This window comes from Geodermatophilus sp. SYSU D00703 (assembly GCF_054050155.1).
Map to the genome: position 1 here is coordinate 52,718 of NZ_JBJGYU010000003.1, position 18,677 is coordinate 71,394.

An 18,677-nucleotide genomic window follows, 5' to 3' on the forward strand; every position below is an offset into this window, starting at 1 on the left:
TCAGCCCTCCGCCATCGGGACCCGGAGGCCACGCTCGTCGGCGACCTGGGCGGCCAGCTCGTAGCCGGCGTCGGCGTGCCGGAGCACGCCCGTGCCGGGGTCGTTGCGCAGCACCCGCTCCAGCTTCCGGGCGGCCAGGTCCGTCCCGTCGGCGACGCTGACCTGGCCGGCGTGCAGCGACCGGCCCATGCCGACGCCGCCGCCGTGGTGGACCGACACCCAGGTCGCGCCGGACGCGGTGTTGACCAGCGCGTTGAGCAGCGGCCAGTCGGCGATGGCGTCCGATCCGTCCGCCATGGCCTCCGTCTCCCGGTAGGGGGAGGCGACGGAGCCGGCGTCGAGGTGGTCGCGGCCGATGACGATCGGAGCGGTGATCTCGCCCGAGGCGACCATCTCGTTGAAGCGGAGGCCCGCGACGTCGCGCTCGCCGTACCCGAGCCAGCAGATCCGGGCCGGCAGGCCCTGGAAGGCGACCCGGTCCCGGGCGGCCCGGATCCAGCGCTGCAGGTGGTCGTCGTCGGGGAACAGGTCGAGGACGGCGCGGTCGGTCGCGGCGATGTCGGCCGGGTCCCCGGAGAGCGCGGCCCAGCGGAACGGGCCCTTGCCCGCGCAGAACAGCGGCCGGATGTAGGCGGGCACGAAGCCGGGGAAGGCGAACGCCCGGTCGAAGCCGCCCTGGCGGGCCTCGTCGCGGATGGAGTTCCCGTAGTCGAAGACCTCGGCCCCGGCGTCGAGGAACCCGACCATCGCCTCGACGTGCCGGGCCATCGACGCGCGGGCGCGCTCGGTGAACTCCTCGGGCTTGGCCTCGGCGTAGTCGTGCCAGTCGCCGGGGTCGACGCCCTCCGGCAGGTAGCTGAGCGGGTCGTGCGCGGAGGTCTGGTCGGTGACGACGTCGACCTCGACGCCCCGGCGCAGCACCTCGGGGACCACCGTGGCCGCGTTGCCCTCCAGACCGACGGAGAGCGGCCGCCGGTCCCGCCTGGCGGCGAGGCAGCGCGCGACGGCGTCGTCGAGGTCGTCGGCCACCTGGTCGAGGTAGCGGTGCCCGACCCGGCGGCGCAGCCGGCCCCCGTCGACGTCGACCACGAGGCAGACGCCGCCGTTGAGCGTCACCGCGAGCGGCTGGGCGCCGCCCATGCCGCCGCAGCCGCCGGTCAGCGTGAGGGTGCCGACGAGCGTGCCCCCGAACCTCTTGGCCGCCACGGCCGCGAAGGTCTCGTAGGTGCCCTGGAGGATCCCCTGCGTCCCGATGTAGATCCAGGACCCGGCCGTCATCTGGCCGTACATGGTCAGCCCCAGGTGCTCGAGGCGCCGGAACTCCGGCCAGGTGGCCCAGTCGCCCACCAGGTTGGAGTTGGCGATCAGCACCCGGGGCGCCCACTCGTGCGTGCGCAGCACGCCGACGGGCCGGCCCGACTGCACGAGCATGGTCTCGTCGTCGGCGAGGGTCGTCAGCGTGCGGACCATGGCGTCGAAGCTGCGCCAGTCGCGCGCCGCGCGGCCGGTGCCGCCGTAGACGACCAGGTCGTCGGGCCGCTCGGCGACGTCGGGGTCGAGGTTGTTCTGCAGCATCCGCAGCGGCGCCTCGGTCTGCCAGCTCCGGGCCGAGAGGGTGCCGCCGCGCGGGGACCGTACGGGTCGTGCTCCGTCCATGGTGGCGCTCCTCGTCTCGGCGGGGTCAGTCCAGGGGGAGGCCGGTGGCGCGGAGCAGGGCTCCGTCGGCCACCAGGCCGACGACGGCCTCGATCTCCGGGGCCAGGTGCCGGTCCGGCCCGGGGCCGCCGACGCCGGCGGCGCGGACGGCGTCGCGCACCGCGGCCGTCGCCGGGGCCGGTCGCAGCGGGGCCCGCAGGTCGAGGGCCCGGGCCGCGGTCAGGACCTCGACGGCGAGGACGCGGGTGAGGCCGTCGACGGCGCGCCGCAGCTTGCGGGCGGCCGCCCAGCCCATGGAGACGTGGTCCTCCTGCATCGCCGAGGAGGGGATGGTGTCGACGCTGGCCGGGACGGCGAGCCGCTTGAGCTCGCTGACGATCCCGGCCGCCGTGTACTGGGCGAGCATGTGCCCGGAGTCGACACCGGGGGTGTCGGCGAGGAACGGCGGCAGCCCGTTGCTGCGGGCGGGGTCGAGGAACCGGTCGGTGCGCCGCTCGCTCATGCCGGCGACGTCGGCGGCCGCGATGGCGAGGAAGTCGAGGACGTAGCCGACGGGTGCGCCGTGGAAGTTGCCGTTCGACTCCACCCGGCCGTCGAATGTGATGACCGGGTTGTCGACGGCGGCGGCGAGCTCGCGGCCGGCGACCGCGGCGGCGTGGGTGACGGTGTCGCGGGCCGCGCCGTGGACCTGCGGTGCGCACCGCAGCGAGTAGGCGTCCTGGACCCGCGTGCACTCGGGCCCGCGGTGACTGGCCATCACGCCACTGCCGCTCAGCAGCCGGCGCAGGTTGGCGGCCGAGGCCGCCTGCCCCGGGTGCGGGCGCAGCGCCTGGAGGTCCGCGGCGAACACGGCGTCGGTGCCGAGCAGGGCCTCGACGCTCATGGCCGCGGCGACGTCGGCCGTCGTCAGCACGCGGCGCAGGTCGGCCAGGGCCAAGACCAGCATGCCGAGCATGCCGTCGGTCCCGTTCACCAGCGCCAGCCCCTCCTTCTCGGCCAGCTCCACGGGCTCGGTCCCGTGCTCGCGCAGGGCCTCCGCGGCCGGGCGGAGCGCACCGGCGCCGTCCCGGACCCGGCCTTCCCCCGTGAGGGCGAGCGCGACCGAGGACAGCGGCGCGAGGTCGCCGGAGCAGCCGAGCGAGCCGTACTCGTGCACGACCGGCGTGAGACCGGCGTCGAGCATCGCCGCGTAGGCCCGGGCCGTCTCCGGCCGGACGCCGGTGCGGCCGGTCGCGAGGGTGGACAGCCGCAGCAGCATGAGGGCCCGGACGACCTCGCGTTCGACCTCGGGACCGGACCCGGCGGCGTGGGACCGGACGAGGCTGTGCTGCAGGCAGGCGCGCTGCTCGACCGGGATGTGCAGGGTGGCCAGCGCCCCGAAACCGGTGGACACGCCGTAGTGCGGCCGGTCGTCCCGGGCCAGGGCGTCGACGACGGAGCGGCTCCGGGCGATCTCCGTGAGGGCCTCGTCGCTCAGCCGGACCCCGCACCCGTCGCGGGCGACGCGCACCACGTCCTCCGGCCGGACCGGGCCGGTCCCCACGACCACGCGTTCGCGGAGCACGGTGCCATGGGACACCGGAACCGGCCGGCCGCCTAGGTGTACCGCCCCGAGACGTCGGTGCAGCGGGTGATCGGCGGGAGGCGACGTCCGGGTGCTCTTGCGGGGACGTCGCCATCGACGTTGTCCTGTACGGACCGGCCGCCGCCCGCGCACCGACGGCGTCCGGAGGTCCCGCGGAGCAGCCGGAGGTGGGGGCATGAGCAAGTCGCACGCCCAGCAGTGGACGATCGTCGAGGAGTTCGAGCGTCCGCCGGCCGCCGCGGTCGCGGCCCTGGCCGCGTTCCCCACCACCCAGATCGCGGACTGTGGTGGACCCGTGGGTGTGGTCGGCCCGGGGATCGGCAGGATCGCCGGGGGCGCGGAGTTCTGCGGCACCGCGGTCACGGTGTGGACCAAGCCCGGCGACATCCTGTTCATGCTCGCGATGCCCGAGGTGACCCGGTCCGGCGACGTGGTGGCCGTCGACGGTGGTGGCCGGGCGGACGCCGCGATCTTCGGCGACATCCTCGCGGGCGCGGTCACCCGGAGAGGTGCGGTGGGCGTCGTCGTCGACGGGGCGGTGCGGGACGTCGAGGGGATCGACGAGGTCGGCATCCCGACCTTCGCCCGCAACGCCCACCCGGCCACCGGGTCCAACCAGGGGCCGGGCGCGATCAACGTCCCGGTGCAGGTCGGTGGGGTGACCGTGCACCCCGGTGACGTGGTCCGCGGGGACCCCAGCGGTGTCGTCGTCGTCCCGCGGGCACACGTCGACACCGTCATCCGGCTGACGCGCGAGGTGGCGCAGCGGGAGGACGCGTGGCGGCAGGCCCTCGCGGACGGCGCGAGCGTGGCCGCGGCGACCGGGGCGCAGGCCCTCATCGAGGCACGGCGGAACCCCACGGCGGTCCGGTAGCCCTGAGGTGACGTCGGGGCCGGTCAGCCGCTGGGCTCGGGAACCGACGTGTCCGTGGTGGCGCGCGGGGACGGGACGCCGGTCCTGGCCGGAGCGATGTTGACGTTGGAGCGGAAGACGTTGTCCGGGTCCCAGGCCGCCTTCAGTGCCGCCAGACGGCGGTACTTCTCCTCGCCGTAGGAGGCGCGGATCCGCGCGGCGTCGGTGTCGTACTCGAAGTTGACGTAGGCACCGTCGTCGGGCGCGTACGGCCGCAGCGCCGTCCACAGGTCGCGCGCCCACTGCCGGTCGGCGGCGAACGTCGCCTCGTCCGGGGCGACCGCCTCCAGGCTCACGGCCCAGCGCCGGCTGCGCGAGGGTCCGAAGGCGGTGGCCTCGTCGGGGACGTCGCGCACCCTGCCGCGGAGCGGGAACAGCGGCACCAGGGACAGCGGGCTGCTCTTGCGGGGCAGCCCGCTCACGAGGGCGTCGATCACCTCGTCCCCGAGCTCATCGAAGTTGAGCGACTTGTTGTAGGCGCGGACCCCCCACGGTGCGCCCGGGTCGAGCATCTGCTGCAGGGCCACGTACGGGATGGGGGTGACGAGCTCGAAGGCCGGACCGCGGCTGCGCAGCGGCTCCACGGCGGCGGCGTGCTCCTCGGCGCTGCCCCAGCCCACCACCAGGACGGCGAACCCGGGTGCGCCCTGGAGCTCGGGGGGCACGAACGGCTCGGGCGGCGCGGACAGCCCCGCGATCAGCCCGCCCATCTCCGGCGTCAGGCCGAACAGGTGGTTCCGGGCGAACCGGAGCGGACCGGCGGCGTCCTCCGGGCGCCAGAAGAACAGCCCCAGGTTGGCCATCGGGTCCACCTCGTGCAGGGCGAGGACGAGCTCGGTGACGACGCCGAAGTTGGTGCCGGCGCCGCGCAGCCCCCACAGCAGTTCCGGGTCCTCCTGCTCGGAGGCGGTGACGGTCCGGCCGTCGGCGGTCACCAGGGTGGCGGCGACGAGGTTGTCACAGCTGAGGCCCTGCCGGGACATGAGCCAGCCGAGCCCGCCGCCGAGCGTCAGTCCGGCCACGCCGGTGTGGCTGACGGTGCCGCCGGTCACCGCCAGCCCGTGCTCGGCGGTCGCCGCGTCCACGGTCGCCCACGTCGCCCCGCCGCCCACGTGGGCGCGCCGCGCACCGGGGTCCACGCGCACGCCGTCGAGCCGGGACAGGTCGATCACGACGCCGTCCTCGACCACGGCCTTGCCCGCGTAGCCGTGGCCTCCGCCGCGGACGGACAGGGGGAGGCCGTGTGCCCGGGCGAAGGCGATCGCCGCGGCGACCTCCTCGTTCGAGGTCGGCCGGGTGATCAGCGCCGGCTGGTGGGTGATGTCGCCGTTCCAGAGCGCCTCGGCGCGCGCGTGGGCGAAGCCGGCATCGGTGGGCGACAGCACGTCCACGGTGGAGGTCGCGCGGAGTGCGGCGATCGCGTCGGTGTCCAGAGTCATGGGGATCCCCTCGGGCAGGAGTGCCGCTTCCCGCCGCCGGAGGCGGAGGGACGGAGGAGGGCACCGTGGCACAGGAGCCCGGCCGAGGAACCGCGGGCCGGCGCGGCCCCGGGCGTCGTCCGCCGTCGCCGTGCGGGTTGTGACGCCGGCGACACGGCCTGCCCCGGAGAGCTATCGGCACGTCCCGCCGGGCGATCGCTCCCGGCTCGAGGGGCTGGCCGGCGACGGCCGTGGCGGCGTTCCGGGTGCCGAGCGGCCGATCAGGAGCCGACGGTCGCCTCGCTCGCGATGGGTTCGACGCGGTCACCGACCCCGATCGACCCCGGTTCCTCGACGGTGGCGTACACGCCGAAGACGACCGCGCCGTTGTCCGGGAGGTGTGCGACCGGAGTGGTGAGGTCGGTGGCCGGCTCCCCGCGGTAGCGCGCGATGGCCTTGAGGGTGCTGAAGTCCACCAGCCCGCTGTCGGGGTTCTCGTTGGTGACCACGCAGCGGGGGACCGGGCCGACCACCCGTACCGTCGCCGCGCCCAGCCGGACCCGCCGGCCCACCCAGGTGTCCTCCTCGTGCACACCGCACCCGTCCACCTCGACGAGCATCCGGAAGCGCCGGTGGTCCAGCCGCTCGCCGCCGGGCGTGACGCTGCGCAGGTGCTCGATGGTGGCCGAGGAGACCAGCGTCACCGGGTGCACGTCGACCGCGTCGCCGGGGGTGTCGGTGGCGACCAGGTGGACCGGCTCGCCGACGAACTCGGTGAGGGCCGCTGACCACGGACCCGTCACCAGGTGACCGGCCACGTCGCGGCCGTAGAAGTCGGTGGCGACCGGCTCGCCCAGCTCGGTCGTCGGTCCCTGTACCGGCTCACGGCCGGGGATCTGCAGGGTCAGGTGTCGCCGCCGGCCGTCGTACTCCGCGGTGAGCCGGACCAGGGGCCCGTGCTGCTTGCCGTTGAACAGCCGGTGCCGGGCGTCGACGAGGTGGAACCGCCGGTTGTCCTCGACGCCGTTCCGGGTGAGCGCCAGGCTGGTCGGGTGGTGCAGGGCGGTGCCCTTGACGGGGGTCGTCGAGAAGCGTGAGACGACGGGCATGGGTCTCCCATCCGGTCAGGCGTGGACGGGTCGAGCGTAGGGAAGCCCGAGGTCGCTCGATGTGTGGCCCTGGTCGTCCGGAGTGCGGCGGTGCACCTCCGCGGTCACACCCGCCCGCGGAGGATGCGGCGCCAGTAGACCTGCGGGAGCGCGTAGCGGTCGAACCACCACGTCGTCCGCCGGGGCACGAGCGGGTCGACGAACGGCACGGACGGGGCCGGCCGGCCGTCGCGGGTGAACTCGGCGAGCACCAGCCGCCGGCGGCCCACCGTGATCGGCGCGACCGTGTAGCCGTCGTACCGCTGCACCGGTGCCCCGTCCCGGTCGGCCGCCAGGTTGTGGGCCAGGATCGCGACCTGGCGCCGCAGCGCTCCGCCGGAGGGGCGCGTCGCCACGGCGGCGGCATCGCCGAGTCCCCAGATCGACGCGTGCGAGCGGTGCCGCAGGGTGTGCGGGTCGACGTCGGCCAGGCCCGGCGCCGGGTCGGCCGCGAGACCGCTGTCGGCGATCCAGCGTGGAGCCCGGTAGCGGGGAACGGCGTGGGCGACGTCGACGTCGACGATCACCCGCCGGCCGGTGCGTGTCGCGACCGTGACGGCGTGGGCATCCGGGTCCACGCGCTCGATCCGGGCCTCGCGCAGCACCTCGACGCCGTAGGCGGCCAGCGCCCGGTCCACGACCTCGTCGACCTCCGGGACGCCCACGGCGGACCGCTCGGGGAGGACGAGCCGGACCCGGAGGTCGGTCAGGACACCGGTGCGCCGCCAGTGGTCGCAGGCCAGGAAGAGCGGCTTGAGCGCGGTCGGACCACAGGACGCCGGCTCCGGCGGCACGGTGAACAGCGCCGAGCCGGCGCGCAGCGACGCCAGGCTCGGCCAGACCCGCGGTGCGGCGCCCGGGACGTAGGTGGAGGCGGCCCACCCGTCGTGGTAGGCCGCCTGCAGCCCCGCAGTGGCCTCCCAGTCCTCCACCAGGCCGGGGCACAGGACGAGCGTCGAGTACCCGAGGGTGCGCCCCGCCCGCGTGCGCACGGTCCGGGCGACCGGGTCGACGCCCTCGACGGCGTCGCGGATCCACGCGCACCCGTCGGGGATGACCTCGGCCATCGGCCGTTCCAGGTCGGCCATCGTGGCCTGGCCCCCGCCGACGTAGTTGAGCAGGGGTTTGTAGCGGTGCACCGGCTGGGGGGCCACGACCGTGACGGCCGAGGTGCCGTCGCGGACCAGTCGTGCCGCCAGGGAGATGCCGGCGTTGCCGCCTCCGACGACGAGCACCTCGTGTCGTTCCACGTCCCCTCCGGTCACGCGCTCAGGGACACCAGGATCCCGACCTGCTCACGGCCGCCGCCGGCGTCGCGCAGCGGCTGGACGACCCGACGTCCCTGGGGCGAGAGGCTCCGCACGCAGCCTCCTTCCGCGAGACCGGCGCCGTCGGATGCACGTCGTGAACGGGCCCGCCGGATGCGCGGACGCCCCGGACCGCGGAGTGCGGGCCGGGGCGTCCGGACAGGTGGGGCTTACCGCAGGTCGAAGCGGTCGAGCTCCATGACCTTGACCCACGCGGCGACGAAGTCCTGGACGAACGTCTCCTTGGCGTCGTCGGCCGAGTACACCTCGACGATCCCGCGCAGGATCGAGTTCGAGTTGAACACGAGGTCGGCCGCAGTGGCCGTCCGGACGACCTTGCCGTCGGCGTCCAGCCCCTCGTAGACGCCCTCGGTCTCGACGGCGGTGCGCCAGGAGATGCCCAGGTCGAGCAGGTTGCGGAAGAAGTCCTGCGACAGCACGCCCGGGCGGTCGGTGAACACGCCGTGCTGCACGCCGCCGGTGTTGGCGCCGAGGACACGCAGGCCGCCGACGAGCAGGGTCATCTCCTTGGCGGTGAGCTCGAGCATGTACGCCCGGTCGACCAGGAGCGTCTCCGGCTGGAGCTTGCTCCCCGGCGCGATCCAGCTGCGGAAGCCGTCGGCCCGCGGCTCCAGCCAGCGGAAGTTGTCGACGTCCGTCTGCTCCTGCGAGGCGTCGGTGCGGCCCGGGTGGAACGGCACGGTCACCTGGACGCCGGCGTCCGCCGCGGCCTTCTCCACCGCCGCGCTGCCCCCGAGCACGATGAGGTCGGCCAGCGAGACCTTCTTGCCGGTCTGCTGCTCGAACTCCGCCTTGACCCGCTCGAGGACCGGCAGCACGTCCCGGACGCCCTCGTTGACCGCCCAGCCGATCTGCGGCTCGAGGCGCAGCCGGGCGCCGTTGGCGCCGCCACGCTTGTCCGTGCCGCGGTAGGAGGCGGCGGCCGACCAGGCCGTGTGCACCAGCTGCGAGACGGTCAACCCGGAGGAGAGCAGCCGCTGCTTGAGGTCGGCGATCTCCGCCTCACCCACCAGCTCGTGGTCGACGGCCGGGACCGGGTCCTGCCAGATGAGGTCCTCGGCCGGCACGTCCGGGCCGAGGTAGCGGACCTTCGGCCCCATGTCGCGGTGCAGCAGCTTGAACCAGGCGCGAGCGTACTGGTCCTTGAAGTACTCCGGGTCGTCGCGGAAGCGCTCCGCGTACGCGCGCAGCTCCGGGTCGACCTTGAGCGCCATGTCCGCCGTGGACATCATCGGCGGGTTCTTCTTGCCCTCGATGTGCGCGTCGGGGACGAGCTCCTGCGCCTCGGGGTTCGACGGCTGCCACTGCTTGGCGCCGGCCGGGCTCTCGACGAGCTCCCAGTCGTAGCCGAACAGGGTCTCCCAGTAGGAGTTGTCCCACGTGGTCGGCGTCGGGGTCCAGGCGCCCTCGAGGCCGCTGGTGATGGTGTCGGCGCCCTTGCCGGTGCCGTGCTGGCTGATCCAGCCGAGGCCGTTGCCGTGCACCGGGCAGCCCTCGGGCTCCGGACCGACGAGCTCGGGGTTGCCGGCGCCGTGGGTCTTGCCGAAGGTGTGGCCGCCGCCGATGAGGGCGACGGTCTCCTCGTCGGTCATGCCCATCCGGCGGAAGGTCACCTTGATGTCGTGGGCCGAGGCGAGCGGGTCGGGCTGGCCCTTCGGACCCTCGGGGTTGACGTAGATCAGCCCCATGGTCACGTTCGCGAGCGGGCCCTCGTCGAGGTCGAGCGGCTCGTCGCCGGCGTAGCGCTCGTCGCCGAGCCAGGTGTCCTCCGGGCCCCAGAAGACCTCCTGGGGCTGCCAGCTGTCCTCGCGACCGAAGGCGAAGCCGAAGGTCGGCAGGCCCATGTCGTCGTGCGCGACGTTGCCGGCGAGGACGAGCAGGTCCGCCCAGGACAGCTTGCGGCCGTACTTCTGCTTGACCGGCAGCAGGAGGCGGCGGGCCTTGTCCAGGTTCGCGTTGTCCGGCCAGCTGTTGAGCGGGGCGAAGCGCTGCCCGCCCTCGCCACCACCACCGCGACCGTCGGCGATGCGGTAGGTGCCGGCGGCGTGCCACGACATGCGGATGAACAGCGGGCCGTAGTGACCCCAGTCGGCCGGCCACCAGTCCTGCGAGGTGCGCATGACCTCGACGAGGTCGCGCTTGACCGCCTCGACGTCGAGCGTGGCCACCGCGGCCCGGTAGTCGAAGTCCGCACCCAGCGGGTCGGAGTCCTTCGAGGGCTTGTTCAGCACCGACAGGTCGACCTGGTTGGGCCACCAGTCCCGGTTGCTCTGCGGCCGCCGGTTGGTGACCTGGGTCGGCGACGGGATCGCCGGGTTCTCGCTCTCGCTGGTGCTCTCAGAATTGATCTTGTCGACTTCGTTGGTCACGACGTGCCTCTCTGTGCGGTGCGGGGGGCGGGGGGACGACTGGCCGCGCAGGACGGACAGCGTCCCCAGAACAGGACCTCGGCCTCGTCGATGACGAAGCCGGCGTCGGCGGACGGGGTGAGGCAGGGGGCGGCGCCGGTGGTGCAGTCGACGTCGGCGATGGCCCCGCAGTCGCGGCAGACCACGTGGTGGTGGTTGTCGCCGACACGGGCCTCGTAGCGGGCGTCGGAGCCCTCCGGCTGGATGCGCCGTACGAGGCCGGTGTCCACGAGCGCGTGCAGCACGTCGTACACCGCCTGGTGCGACACAGCACCGAGGCGGGCACGCGCCGCGCTGATGAGCGACTTGGTGTCGAGGTGCGGCTGGGCGCGGACGGCGTCCAGCACCGCGAGGCGCGGTCGGGTGACCCGCAGACCCACCGCGCGCAGTGTGCGCTCCAGGTCTGCGGCGTCCGGCACGACGTCATTCTGACGACCCTTACTTGACCAAGTCAAGAAAAAGCGCCGGGCGGTCGGCCGCCGGCGGCCCCCAGCGGATCATCCACGAGCGTCGGCTGCGCCCCACGGCCGGGGGGCCGGGTCGACGGGCCACTGGCGTCCCCAGGAAGGGCCCGGAGGACGGGCCGGCCGGGGCCGGTGGGCCTGCCGTGCGAATGCGGCCCGCCCCCATCGATACGCCGCTGAATCGATACGCAGGGTTCCGGAGCGATGCGCAGCGTTCCGACCCGCGGAGACCCGGCAGGGACTTTGGTCAGGTGTTGGGCAAAAGCCCTTTCGCATCGTATGAGCGCTCACTTCTCATGGTCGTGCGCTCACACACGGGCGCCTGACCGCACGGGGGATCCGTTGTCGCTCGCCCAGCTCGACCCGCCCGCCCCGCACCGCCCGCTCGACCGGCACGACGCCCCGGTCGCTCCCGCGCCGTCCCGGGTGCTGGTGGTCGACGACCACCGCGCCTTCGCCGAGATGCTGGCCCTCGCCCTGCGCGTGGGCGGGATGGACGTGGTGGGCACGGCGACCTCCGCAGCGCAGGCCGTCTCCCTGGCGGAGCGGACACAGCCGGACGTGGTTGTCATGGACATCCAGATGCCGCGCGAGGACGGGCTGTCGGCCGCCCGGCGGCTGCGTCAGGTCGCCCCGGGCGCCGTCATCGCCGTGGTCACCGCCCACCGGGACCCGCAGTGGGTGGTGCGCGCGACCCAGGCCGGCGCGTCGGCGTTCATCCCGAAGGACGGCTCGCTGGCCGAGATGATCGACGTCCTCACCCGCGTGCGGCCCGGTCAGATGCTGGTCGCGCCGTCCACCTTCTCCACCGCCCCGACCGCCGGCGCCGGTCCGGCGCGGTCGGACGAGCCGCGACCGCAGCTGACCCGCCGAGAGCAGGAGGTGCTCGACTGCCTGGGCCGCGGCATGCAGGTCAAGGCGATCGCCCGGGTGCTGGGCATCACCGTGGAGACCTGCCGGGGCTACGTGAAGGCCCTGCACACCAAGCTCGGGGTCCGCTCCCAGCTCGAGGCGGTCGTCAAGGCCCAGGAGCTGGGACTCCTGTCCGCGGCCGCATGAGTGACCAGCTGCCGGCGGCTCGCGCCCCGGGTGTCCGCACCGGGCGCCGCCGCCTCCCGATCCGGCGCTCCGCCGCGGCAGGCCCCGAACCGGTGCCCGTCGCGGGGGGCCCGTCCGCGCCGCCCGCCGGCCGCGCGTCCGGTGGCGCGGAGGGCGAGCAGGGGTGGGGCCAGGCCGACGAACCGACCGGGTGGATCACGGTGCGGGCCGAGGCCGGCGGCCACGTGCTGCACCTGACCGGCGACGTGGACGCCCCGGTGCTGCAGCAGTTCGCCCGCGAGCACGCGGTGGACCGGCTGCGGGTCCTCGCCGTCGACGTGGACGAGCTGGCCTACATCGACTCCGCCGGGCTGACCTTCCTGGTGCGGTGGGCGCAGAGCGCCCGGGCCGAGGGCCGCCCGGCGCGGATCCGGCGTGCCACGCGCCGGTTCGCGCGGGTGCTCGAGCTCTCCGGGCTCACCTCGCTGTTCGACCTGACCCCACCGCCGCCTCCTCCGACCCAGGCGCCGCCTGCGGGCCGGTGACGCGGGGGCCGTGGCCGCAGCTGAGGGGGAGCGGCGTCGGCGCCAGGACCTGGCTCGGTCCCTCCGGCGCTCGGGCGGCGTGACCCGCGTCCCCGACTCCGCCGCCTCCCGGCCAGGACCTCCGCCGCGCCGGCGCTCGTGCTCACGAGCGGTGACGACATCGCCGCCGGGAGCCTCCGCGGTCAGCGGATGCGGCGGGAGGCGGCGTGGGCGACTGTCCTCACCTTCCGCGGCAGGGGAGCCTTCGCGGTGCACTTCCGGCCCAGCCCCGCCCGGTGGAGCGGGTCCGAGCCGCTCCGCGTCATCGCCGGCCACCATCGCCAGCCGGGTCTCGACAGTCAGGAGGACCTCATGCCGCGAGCGCTTGCCACCCCCCTCGTGTGCGCGTGTGCGATCACTCTCGTCGCGGGCTGCGGAGGTGCCGGGACGCAGGGCGAGGACTCGGCGGCCGGCGCCGAGGAGACCCAGGCCGGCAGCGAGGGGCTCACCGCGACGCTGGTCGACCCCGCCGGCACCGAGGTCGGGACCGTGGACGTGGCCGAGGTGGAGGGCGGCACGCGGGTGTCGGTGCGGGTCACCGGCCTCCCGCCCGGCTTCCACGGGTTCCACCTGCACGCCACCGGCGTGTGCGAGCCGGACAGCGCCAACCCCTCGGACCCGTCGATGACGGGGGACTTCCTCTCGGCGGGCGGCCACATCGGTGCGGGGGAGTCCGATCACGGCGCCCACCCCGGTGACCTGCCGGCGCTGTACGTCACCGAGTCCGGCGCCGGGTCACTCACGGCCGTCACCGACGCGGTGACCGTCGCCGACCTCACCGACGACGACGGCACCGCGGCCGTGGTGCACGCCCTGCGCGACAACTACGCGAGCATCCCCGAGCGTTATGCGCCCGACGGGCCGGACGAGACGACCCGGAACACCGGTGACGCGGGCGGCCGCATCGCGTGCGGCCCCGTCGGGGGTTGACGTCCCTCCGGCCGACGTGGCGGCAGGCGTGTGGCCGTGTGCTCCCGCGCTGTGCCCGAGGAGCAGGCGTCGGTCGCATGCCCACCGCTGCCCCGCGTCGGCTCAGTGTGGGGCGACCCGGAAGACCGGCCAGCCGACCTCGGTGCGCCAGGCAGCCGGATCTGCTGTGTCGCGCGGGCCGACCAGGTACCTCTCCCGGACCGGCCCGGCCACCACGAGCGCGTTCCGCACCACCCAGGCGCCCAGCTCGCCGTAGGTGACGTCGATGTCGTCGTGCCCGCCGGAGTGGGTGGTGACGGCCAGCTCGACGGCCGGCAGGGTCACCGGGTGCACCCGCCCGCTCCGCGGCGGGTCGGCAGAGGGCCGGTACACCAGCAGGTGCCCGCGGCCGGTCTCGAACAGCGCGTTGTCGTAGAGCCCGCCCGGGGCGCCGGTCCGCTCCCGCACCATGGCGTCCAGCTCGGCCATGGCGCCGGCGTACCAGTCGAGGACGTGGTCGCGGTCCACGTCGTCCTCGACAGCGGCCACCGTGGTCGCCGGCACCGCCCGCAGCTCGACGTCCAGGGGAGCCGGCTCCGGCTGCAGCAGCCGGCGCAGTGACGCCACCGCGGCCCGGGTCCGGTCCAGCTCCGCCTCGAGCCGCTGCAGGTGATCGGCGACGAGGACGGCACGCGCACCCGGGTCGGGGGAGCGCAGGATGCGCTGGACGTCGGGCAGCGGGACGTCGAGCTCGCGGAGACGGTGGATGACCTGCGCGATCGGGATCTGGTCCGCGGTGTAGTACCGGTAGCCGCTGGCGGGGTCCACCGTCGCGGGCTCGAGCAGGCCGGCGTCGTGGTAGCGGGCAGCGTGCGCACGCTCAGGTGGGTCAGCCGGGAGAACTCGCCGATCGCCAGCACCCGCGCACTGTGCACCCTCTCCCAGGGGGAGAGTCCAGTGCTTGACCCTCCCGGTGCGGGAGGCCACAGCGTCGGGGCATGACCACACCGACCAGCATCCAGCCCGGCGAACTCCCGGCCGCCGTCCGCGGCTTCCTCGCCGCCCACGCGGCCCGGGACGTCGATGCCGCGATCCGCGCCTTCGGTCCCACCGCCGTGGTCGTCGACCAGGGACAGACCTTTCGGGGGGCCGACGAGGTCCGCGGGTTCCTCAGCGACGCCGGAGCCGAGTACACGTACACGACCGAGCTCATCGGCGCACAGCGCATCGACGACGCGCGCTGCGTGGTCACCCACCGACTGGAGGGCGACTTCCCCGGCGGCGTCGTCGAGCTGGGCTACTCCTTCGCGATGGACGGCGACCTCATCGCCGAGCTGGTCATCGCCCCCTGAACCGACACCTCCCGCGGGCCCGCAGCTCCCGGGCTGCGGTGTCGGACCGGGGGCTCACCGCCCACGACCGGAGAGGGACCCCCGTGCCCGTCAGCACCACGGTTCGCGTCCCGGACGCGACGAAGCCCACGATGGTGCTCGTCCACGGTGCCTTCGCCGACTCGTCCCGTTGGCACGGCGTGATCGTCCACCTCGCGGACGTGGTCACGGTCCAGGACCTCGCCGTCCCGGCCCGGGCCCAGCGGTTCATGGCCGGGCGGGCGAGGTCGCAGACCGTCGAGGCCGGCGCCTCCCACGCCGTGACGGTCTCCCAGCCCGGCGCCGTCGCCCGGTTGATCGACGAGGCCGCGCGCGCGGCGGCCGGTTGACCGGGCGGCGCACGCCTCCCGGGCCCGCCCCGTCGTCGAGACGCGAGAGGGCGGGGCGGGCCCCCGCATCGACCTGCAGCCGGCTCGGCCGACGTCCCGCCGTCCTGAGTGCGAGGGTCCGGCATGCCGTCAGCGGTCGCCGGCCGGCCACGAGGCGGTGATGCGTCCGGGCACGGTGGCCGAACGGCGGAGGGCGTCCGCAGCGGCGGGTGAGCTGTTCGCGCGCCAGTCGGTCTCCTTGTCGTACTGGAACCAGATGACGACGGAGACGCCCCCCTCGACCGCGAGGTCGAACAGCGCCTCCGTCCACGCGGCCTTGTCCCCGCCCTCCTCCGACGACCCCGTCTCGGTGATGGCAAGAGGGCGGTCCGCCAGACGCCGCAGGTCTGCCAGCGACTCCCCGAAGACCTCCTCCGGGCTGCGCCAGCCGCCCCACGGCAGGGCCGTTCCGCCGTTGTAGCCGTCGACGGCCACCCAGTGGACCGAGTCGTCACCCGGGTAGAGGGGCTCGAAGGACGTCGTGCCGGGAGCGTGGACGTTGACCGACCACACCCAGACGACGTTGTCCGCCCCCTGCTCGTCGAAGAGCTGCCGCACGTGGTGCCAGGCCGCCACGGCCTTGCGCGCGACGTTCCCGTTGACACCGACCGACCACGGGTAGTGCGGCGCGTTCACCTCGTGGAGGAAGCGGAGCCCGAGCGGCCCGCCATGGGCGCGCACCTGCCGGGCGAAGGCCCGGACGTAGTCGTCGTGGACGCCGCCCCCGATGCTCGACAGCGAGAACTCGGGCTGTTCGACCCCCGCTCCGGGGGTCCAGGGCTCCCAGGTCAGCAGCGGCAGGGCCCCCCGCGCCGCGACCGCATCGGCCCGCGCGGTGTCCAGCGGTGGTCGCCCCGCCCACGCCTGGTACCACTGGTACACCCCGACCGGCGCGCCGGCGATGTCCGAGAACGAGTCCAGGGCCGTCACGTCGTCGGCCGCGACACCGAGCGTGATCGGTTCGGCCCGACCACAGCCGGCCGGTCCGAGGACCGGCAGGAGTGTCAGCACGCCGACGGTCGTCCACAGCCGGGTCGGGTGCACCGCCCGTTGGTACCACCCCTCCCGTCGGCGGGCGAACGAGCCGACCGGCCGCCGAGACCGCCTCATCGGTGGGCGTGTCGCCGGAACGCGGCGTGTCGGGGTCAACGGGGAGGCAGGAGTGGGGTCGATCGGCGTGTGCGCGGTACCGGTTCCTCCGGGACCGGCCGTGGAGGACGCCCGTGTCCGGGCAGCGGCGCCGGTGCTCTACCTCTTCTTCGGCATCCGGCCGGTGCAGAGTTTCGGTGGCGACTTCGCCGTCCGGCTCGTCCCGTACCTGCTCGCGACCCAGCTGCTCTTCCTGGTCGTGGGCTACGGCATCAGGACCTGGCGCGGGCAGCAGTACAGCCTCGCGCTCTTCCCGCTCTGGATCCGGGCGTGCACGACGGCGATCGGCAGCGTGTTCTTCGGGCGCAGCCTCGGCTTCGTGGTGACGCCGAAGACCCGGCAGGACAGCGGGGGGTTCCCGTGGCGGCTGATCCGGGCGCAGCTCGTGGCGATCGTGCTCCTCGTGGCCGCGCTGGTCGTCGGGCTGGTCCGTCTGTGGCTGGGGCTGGCGCCGACGGCGCAGGGGACCTGGATCAACGTGGTGTGGGTGCTCTACGACCTCGTCGTGCTCAGCGTGATCATCCGGGCGGGGCGCTATCGAGGACCGGTGCGACAGGAGGAGGCAGTGTGATCGAGGTGGATGTGCAGGACGCCGGGAACTCGGCCGTGCTCAGGCCCCGTGGCCGGCTGACGATGGTCACGGCGCCCCAGTTGCGCGCCGCGGTCGCCGAGGCGGTCGAGGCCAAGCGGGTGCGGATCATCGTCGACCTCGGCGCCTGCGAGTTCATCGACTCCTCCGGCCTGGGGGCCATCATCGGCGGCCTCAAGAAGGCGCGCCAGGCCGGTGGTGACCTCCGGATCGCACGGGTGGGTCCCCAGGTGGCCACCGTCCTCCAGCTCACCAACCTCGACCGGGTCCTCCGCCCGCACGACACGGTCGAGGGAGCCCTGCGTGACGGATGAGGGCGGCATCCGCCTGACCGCGTCGACCGAGCCGGCGTCCCTGGAGAGCGTGCACGCGCTGCTCGAGCGCCTGTGGCTCGAGCACGGCGACGTCCCGGAGGTGGACCGCACGCGGTTCGAGATCGCGGTCACCGAGATCGCCGGCAACATCATCCGGCACGCCACCGATGGCGAGCCCATCGACTTCGAGCTGGAGGTGGTCGCGCGACCCGGCCGTCTCCAGGCCGAGTTCCGCGACGGCGGGAAGCGGGTCGACGTGGAGCTGGACGGTGCGCAGCTGCCGTCTCACCTCGCCGAGTCGGGGCGCGGTCTCGCACTGGCACTGGCCGCGGTGCACGAGCTCAACTACCGGCGTGAGGGCTCGACGAACCACTGGCGGATCGTGCGGTGGCGTCTGGACACCTGAGCGGCGGCGTGCAGCGCCGGACCCCGCGGCGGGAGCCCGGCCGCCCCCGCGCCCGCGGCGTCCGGACCGTGCCGGGGCAGACCGCCGCTCCGGGCGCCCGTCGAGCTGCTCGCCTCCCGTGGCCGGTGGCACGATGCGGCCATGGCCTCGCCGCGGGTGCCCGTCGGACGGGGCAGTACGGCATTCGTCCTCGGTGGCGGGGGAGTGCTCGGCGCGGCCGAGGTCGGGATGCTGCAGGCGCTGTTCGAGCACGACGTCCGCCCGGACCTGATCGTGGGGACGTCGGTGGGCGCGATCAACGGCGCGCTGGTCGCCGCCGATCCGGGGCCGAGAGCAGTGGGCCGGTTGCGCGGCCTGTGGGAGGCGCTGGCAGCCCGGCGGGTCTTCGCCGGGTCCGTGCTGTCCCGGATGACCACCTTGGTGCGGACACGCACCCACCTGCACCCGCGGGAGCCACTGCGGGACCTGCTGGAGGGCCAGCTGCCGGTGCAGTTCGCCGAGTTGCAGGTCCCGTTCCAGTGTGTCGCGGCCAGCATCGAGCGGGCTGCCGAGCAGTGGTTCACCGACGGAGCCCTGGTCCAAGCGGTGCTCGCCTCCTGCGCCGTCCCCGGGTTGCTGCCGCCGGTGGAGCTCGACGGTGAGCACTACCTGGACGGGGGGCTGGTGCACAGCATCCCGGTCGGCCGGGCCGTGGCGCTCGGCGCCGACACGATCTACGTGCTGCACGTCGGGCGGATCGACCGTCCGCTCCGCCCGCCCACCCGGCCCTGGGAGGTGGCGCTGGTCGCCTTCGAGATCGCCCGACGGCACCGGTTCGCCGCGGACCTCGCCGCGCTGCCACCGGGTGTCGCGGTGCACGTGCTGCCCTCGGGTGACGCGTCCCCGCCTGGGGCCGGGAACCTGCGCTACCGCGACTTCTCCGGCGTGCCCGCCCGGATCGAGCAGGCCCACGTCGCGGCCGGCCACCATCTCGACCGGATCGGCGCGGCCGAGGACGGAGTGGCCTGAG

19 protein-coding genes are annotated in these 18,677 nt (G+C 74.5%); 10 read left to right on the forward strand and 9 right to left on the reverse strand.

Annotation, left to right across the window (positions count from 1 at the left end; translation table 11 throughout):
* The gene (hutU, locus tag ACI782_RS05420; RefSeq protein ID WP_456906876.1) at nucleotides 1–1,656 is read right to left on the reverse strand and encodes a urocanate hydratase; all 1,656 of its coding nucleotides are present in this window, start codon (nucleotides 1,654–1,656) and stop codon (nucleotides 1–3) included.
* A gap of 25 nt (nucleotides 1,657–1,681) precedes the next feature.
* On the reverse strand, nucleotides 1,682–3,220 hold the full coding sequence (gene hutH, locus ACI782_RS05425; protein WP_456906878.1) for a histidine ammonia-lyase: 1,539 nt from the start codon (nucleotides 3,218–3,220) through the stop codon (nucleotides 1,682–1,684).
* A 196-nt stretch (nucleotides 3,221–3,416) separates the two neighbouring features.
* On the opposite strand from hutH, the gene ACI782_RS05430 reads away from it, so the two are divergent.
* A complete protein-coding gene (locus tag ACI782_RS05430; protein ID WP_456906880.1) occupies nucleotides 3,417–4,115 on the forward strand; it encodes an RraA family protein in 699 nt (232 codons plus the stop codon).
* A 23-nt stretch (nucleotides 4,116–4,138) separates the two neighbouring features.
* Here ACI782_RS05430 and ACI782_RS05435 read toward each other — a convergent pair whose 3' ends face one another.
* The 5 genes from ACI782_RS05435 to ACI782_RS05455 form a co-directional block, all read right to left on the reverse strand.
* Nucleotides 4,139–5,593, reverse strand: a complete 1,455-nt coding sequence (locus ACI782_RS05435; RefSeq protein ID WP_456906882.1) for an FAD-binding oxidoreductase — start codon at nucleotides 5,591–5,593, stop codon at nucleotides 4,139–4,141.
* A gap of 260 nt (nucleotides 5,594–5,853) precedes the next feature.
* Complete coding sequence (locus tag ACI782_RS05440; RefSeq protein WP_456906884.1) at nucleotides 5,854–6,681, reverse strand: MOSC domain-containing protein; 828 nt, start codon at nucleotides 6,679–6,681, stop codon at nucleotides 5,854–5,856.
* Between the two features lie 104 nt (nucleotides 6,682–6,785).
* Nucleotides 6,786–7,970, reverse strand: a complete 1,185-nt coding sequence (locus tag ACI782_RS05445; RefSeq protein WP_456906886.1) for an NAD(P)/FAD-dependent oxidoreductase — start codon at nucleotides 7,968–7,970, stop codon at nucleotides 6,786–6,788.
* Between the two features lie 227 nt (nucleotides 7,971–8,197).
* Nucleotides 8,198–10,417 (reverse strand): catalase/peroxidase HPI, encoded by a 2,220-nt coding sequence (gene katG / locus ACI782_RS05450; RefSeq protein WP_456906888.1) that lies wholly within the window; start codon nucleotides 10,415–10,417, stop codon nucleotides 8,198–8,200.
* Nucleotides 10,414–10,875 (reverse strand): Fur family transcriptional regulator, encoded by a 462-nt coding sequence (locus ACI782_RS05455; protein ID WP_456906890.1) that lies wholly within the window; start codon nucleotides 10,873–10,875, stop codon nucleotides 10,414–10,416. Before ACI782_RS05455 ends, katG begins: the two co-directional genes overlap by 4 nt.
* A gap of 387 nt (nucleotides 10,876–11,262) precedes the next feature.
* On the opposite strand from ACI782_RS05455, the gene ACI782_RS05460 reads away from it, so the two are divergent.
* The 3 genes from ACI782_RS05460 (at nucleotide 11,263) to ACI782_RS05470 (ending at nucleotide 13,472) form a co-directional block, all read left to right on the forward strand.
* Nucleotides 11,263–11,979 carry a response regulator transcription factor gene (locus tag ACI782_RS05460; RefSeq protein ID WP_456906892.1) on the forward strand — a complete coding sequence of 239 codons (717 nt, stop codon included), beginning with the start codon at nucleotides 11,263–11,265 and terminating at the stop codon, nucleotides 11,977–11,979.
* Between the two features lie 92 nt (nucleotides 11,980–12,071).
* Nucleotides 12,072–12,503 carry an STAS domain-containing protein gene (locus ACI782_RS05465; protein WP_456906894.1) on the forward strand — a complete coding sequence of 144 codons (432 nt, stop codon included), beginning with the start codon at nucleotides 12,072–12,074 and terminating at the stop codon, nucleotides 12,501–12,503.
* Between the two features lie 351 nt (nucleotides 12,504–12,854).
* Nucleotides 12,855–13,472 carry a superoxide dismutase family protein gene (locus ACI782_RS05470; RefSeq protein WP_456906896.1) on the forward strand — a complete coding sequence of 206 codons (618 nt, stop codon included), beginning with the start codon at nucleotides 12,855–12,857 and terminating at the stop codon, nucleotides 13,470–13,472.
* Nucleotides 13,473–13,574: 102 nt separating this feature from the next.
* On the opposite strand, the gene ACI782_RS05475 is transcribed toward ACI782_RS05470, so the two are convergent.
* Nucleotides 13,575–14,279, reverse strand: a complete 705-nt coding sequence (locus tag ACI782_RS05475; protein ID WP_456906898.1) for a MerR family transcriptional regulator — start codon at nucleotides 14,277–14,279, stop codon at nucleotides 13,575–13,577.
* 170 nt (nucleotides 14,280–14,449) lie between these two features.
* On the opposite strand from ACI782_RS05475, the gene ACI782_RS05480 reads away from it, so the two are divergent.
* Both ACI782_RS05480 and ACI782_RS05485 read left to right on the forward strand, forming a co-directional pair.
* Entirely contained in the window at nucleotides 14,450–14,803 is a 354-nt protein-coding gene (locus ACI782_RS05480; protein WP_456906900.1) for a nuclear transport factor 2 family protein, read from the forward strand.
* Nucleotides 14,804–14,886: 83 nt separating this feature from the next.
* The gene (locus ACI782_RS05485) at nucleotides 14,887–15,171 is read left to right on the forward strand and encodes a hypothetical protein (RefSeq protein ID WP_456906902.1); all 285 of its coding nucleotides are present in this window, start codon (nucleotides 14,887–14,889) and stop codon (nucleotides 15,169–15,171) included.
* Between the two features lie 129 nt (nucleotides 15,172–15,300).
* Here the strand turns inward: ACI782_RS05485 and ACI782_RS05490 are convergent, their stop codons facing one another.
* Nucleotides 15,301–16,254 carry a glycoside hydrolase family 26 protein gene (locus ACI782_RS05490; protein ID WP_456906904.1) on the reverse strand — a complete coding sequence of 318 codons (954 nt, stop codon included), beginning with the start codon at nucleotides 16,252–16,254 and terminating at the stop codon, nucleotides 15,301–15,303.
* A 166-nt stretch (nucleotides 16,255–16,420) separates the two neighbouring features.
* Between ACI782_RS05490 and ACI782_RS05495 the strand changes: the two genes are divergently transcribed.
* From ACI782_RS05495 to ACI782_RS05510, 4 genes are all read left to right on the forward strand, one after another.
* Nucleotides 16,421–16,930, forward strand: a complete 510-nt coding sequence (locus ACI782_RS05495; protein WP_456906906.1) for a hypothetical protein — start codon at nucleotides 16,421–16,423, stop codon at nucleotides 16,928–16,930.
* On the forward strand, nucleotides 16,927–17,262 hold the full coding sequence (locus tag ACI782_RS05500; protein WP_456906908.1) for an STAS domain-containing protein: 336 nt from the start codon (nucleotides 16,927–16,929) through the stop codon (nucleotides 17,260–17,262). The genes ACI782_RS05495 and ACI782_RS05500 overlap by 4 nt, the downstream gene beginning before the upstream one ends.
* Nucleotides 17,252–17,668 carry an ATP-binding protein gene (locus tag ACI782_RS05505; protein WP_456906910.1) on the forward strand — a complete coding sequence of 139 codons (417 nt, stop codon included), beginning with the start codon at nucleotides 17,252–17,254 and terminating at the stop codon, nucleotides 17,666–17,668. The genes ACI782_RS05500 and ACI782_RS05505 overlap by 11 nt, the downstream gene beginning before the upstream one ends.
* 141 nt (nucleotides 17,669–17,809) lie before the next feature.
* The gene (locus tag ACI782_RS05510) at nucleotides 17,810–18,676 is read left to right on the forward strand and encodes a patatin-like phospholipase family protein (protein WP_456906912.1); all 867 of its coding nucleotides are present in this window, start codon (nucleotides 17,810–17,812) and stop codon (nucleotides 18,674–18,676) included.
* Nucleotide 18,677 lies beyond the last annotated feature (1 nt).

Bases quoted from the DNA above. Each gene is read 5' to 3' on its own strand.
- ACI782_RS05430 (WP_456906880.1), top strand. From the start codon at position 3,417: ATGAGCAAGTCGCACGCCCAGCAGTGGACGATCGTCGAGGAGTTCGAG.
- ACI782_RS05435 (WP_456906882.1), bottom strand. From the start codon at position 5,593: ATGACTCTGGACACCGACGCGATCGCCGCACTCCGCGCGACCTCCACC.
- hutU (WP_456906876.1), bottom strand. From the start codon at position 1,656: ATGGACGGAGCACGACCCGTACGGTCCCCGCGCGGCGGCACCCTCTCG.
- ACI782_RS05470 (WP_456906896.1), top strand. From the start codon at position 12,855: ATGCCGCGAGCGCTTGCCACCCCCCTCGTGTGCGCGTGTGCGATCACT.
- ACI782_RS05480 (WP_456906900.1), top strand. From the start codon at position 14,450: ATGACCACACCGACCAGCATCCAGCCCGGCGAACTCCCGGCCGCCGTC.
- ACI782_RS05440 (WP_456906884.1), bottom strand. From the start codon at position 6,681: ATGCCCGTCGTCTCACGCTTCTCGACGACCCCCGTCAAGGGCACCGCC.
- ACI782_RS05510 (WP_456906912.1), top strand. From the start codon at position 17,810: ATGGCCTCGCCGCGGGTGCCCGTCGGACGGGGCAGTACGGCATTCGTC.